This is a genomic window from Tsuneonella sp. HG249 (assembly GCF_053819205.1).
Window position 1 is genome coordinate 1 of record NZ_JBSOQY010000011.1, and the last position, 1,860, is coordinate 1,860.

Below are 1,860 nucleotides of genomic sequence, written 5' to 3' on the forward strand. Positions count from 1 at the left end.
CCGAACTCATCCTGAAGTTTGCGGTGATTTTGATCATAAAGACGACTCATGCCCATCCTTCCCCAACATCCGTCGGGAACAATGCTAGTCGACTTCTTGCGCCCTGGCAGCAGGCGAATTGCACTATTTCAGCAGCACTAGTTCCTCGGCCATGCTCGGATGCAGGGCGACAGTGTCGTCAAAGGCCTGCTTGGTCAGCCCGGCCTTAACCGCCACGGCTGCAACCTGCAGGATCTCGGGCGCTTCGGGGCCGATCATGTGGATGCCGAGGATCTTCTCGGAGGTTTCGTCGACGATCATCTTATAAAGCCCGCGCTCGGGGTGTTCGGAGAAGATGTTCTTCATCGGACGGAAATCGGAGGAATAGACCTTCACGTCGCCATGGACGCGCCGCGCCTCTGCTTCGGTCAGGCCCACGCCTGCAAGCGGCGGCTGGCTGAAAACGGCGCTGGGAATGGCCGAATAATCGATCGTGCGCGGCTTTCCGCCAAAGACGGTATCGGCGAAGGCATGGCCTTCGCGGATTGCGACCGGCGTCAGCTGCACACGATCGGTAACGTCGCCCACGGCATAGATGCTGTCGCAGCTTGTGCGGTTGTATTCGTCGACCGGAATCTCTCCGCCCTTGCCCAGTTCGATAGCTGCATTCTCGAGCCCCAGCCCTTCGGTATTGGGTGAACGGCCCGTGGCGATCAGTATCTGGTCGACCGCGACCGGCCGGGCGCCGCCCAGATCGACCTGCAGGCAGCCATCCGCATCCTTCTCAACCGACTTGATCTGGCTGTGCATGCGAAAATCGATCCCGCGCCCCATGGCGATATGGAGCATTCTATCGACGATCTGTTCGTCATAGGACCGCAGGATCCGGTCGGTCCGGTTGACCACCGTTACCTCGCTCCCCAGCGCGTTGAAAATCCCGGCGAATTCCATCGCGATATATCCGCCGCCGACAACCATCAGGCATTGCGGCTGCCGGGCGAGATGGAAGACCTCGTTTGAGCTGATGCAGTGTTCGACACCGGGAAACTGCGGCATGGCAGGCCGCGCGCCCGTGGCAACAAGAATGTATTTCGCAGTGACTTCGCGGCCACTGGAGAGCCTGACCGAATGCGGGCCGGTGATGGTCGCGCGCTCTGCAAAGACCTCGACCTCGTGATTGGCGAGCGTCTGGCCGTAAAGCCCCTCCAGCCGGTCGACATCGGCGTTCACGAAATCGCGCAGTGTTGCCCAGCCGAAGCTCTTTCCTTCGATCGTCCAGCCGAGGTTCTGCGCATGGCCCAGCTCCTCAGCGAACATCGAACCATAGACGAGCATCTTCTTCGGCACGCAGCCGCGGATTACGCAGGTTCCGCCGACCCGGAATTCTTCCGCTGCCGCAACCCTTGCGCCATGCGACGCGGCGACACGGCTGGCGCGCACGCCGCCCGATCCGGCGCCGATGGTGAACAGGTCGTAGTCGTAGTCTTCAGCCATGGGCCGCTCCGCAGTTGGTCAGGGCGATATGGCGGCACGAAAGCCGCCTGCCAACCGTTACAGCTGGCAAGACATGCTTTCGTATCGAGTAGCGAATGCGTTACGCGCTGGCCGAGCGCGACTGGCCACCGGGCCTGCCGCGACGGTTGCCGCGCCGACGATTGCCGCCAGCCGGCCTGCCCTGAGCGCCGCCATGCGCAGGCTTGCCCTTGCGGTTCGGGTGCTTGCGCTTGGGGGCGTTGTCCCTTGGCGCTTCGCCTTGCGGACGCGCACCTTTCGGCTTCGGCTGCACGCGCTGGCGCGGCTGCTTCGGCGGCGGCTTGGTAGGGCCGACGCCTTCGACCACGGCCCGGAAATTCTCCGGCAGCGGCAGGCGCTCGAACTCGG

1 protein-coding gene and 1 pseudogene are annotated in these 1,860 nt (G+C 63.0%); both read right to left on the reverse strand.

What is annotated here, in order from left to right:
- Positions 1–123: 123 nt before the first annotated feature.
- Complete coding sequence (gorA, locus tag ACWPM1_RS14790; RefSeq protein ID WP_160677669.1) at positions 124–1,473, reverse strand: glutathione-disulfide reductase; 1,350 nt, start codon at positions 1,471–1,473, stop codon at positions 124–126.
- A 100-nt stretch (positions 1,474–1,573) separates the two neighbouring features.
- Positions 1,574–1,860: pseudogene (locus ACWPM1_RS14795) on the reverse strand (DEAD/DEAH box helicase); the annotation flags it as partial.

Bases quoted from the DNA above. Each gene is read 5' to 3' on its own strand.
- gorA (WP_160677669.1), bottom strand. From the start codon at position 1,473: ATGGCTGAAGACTACGACTACGACCTGTTCACCATCGGCGCCGGATCG.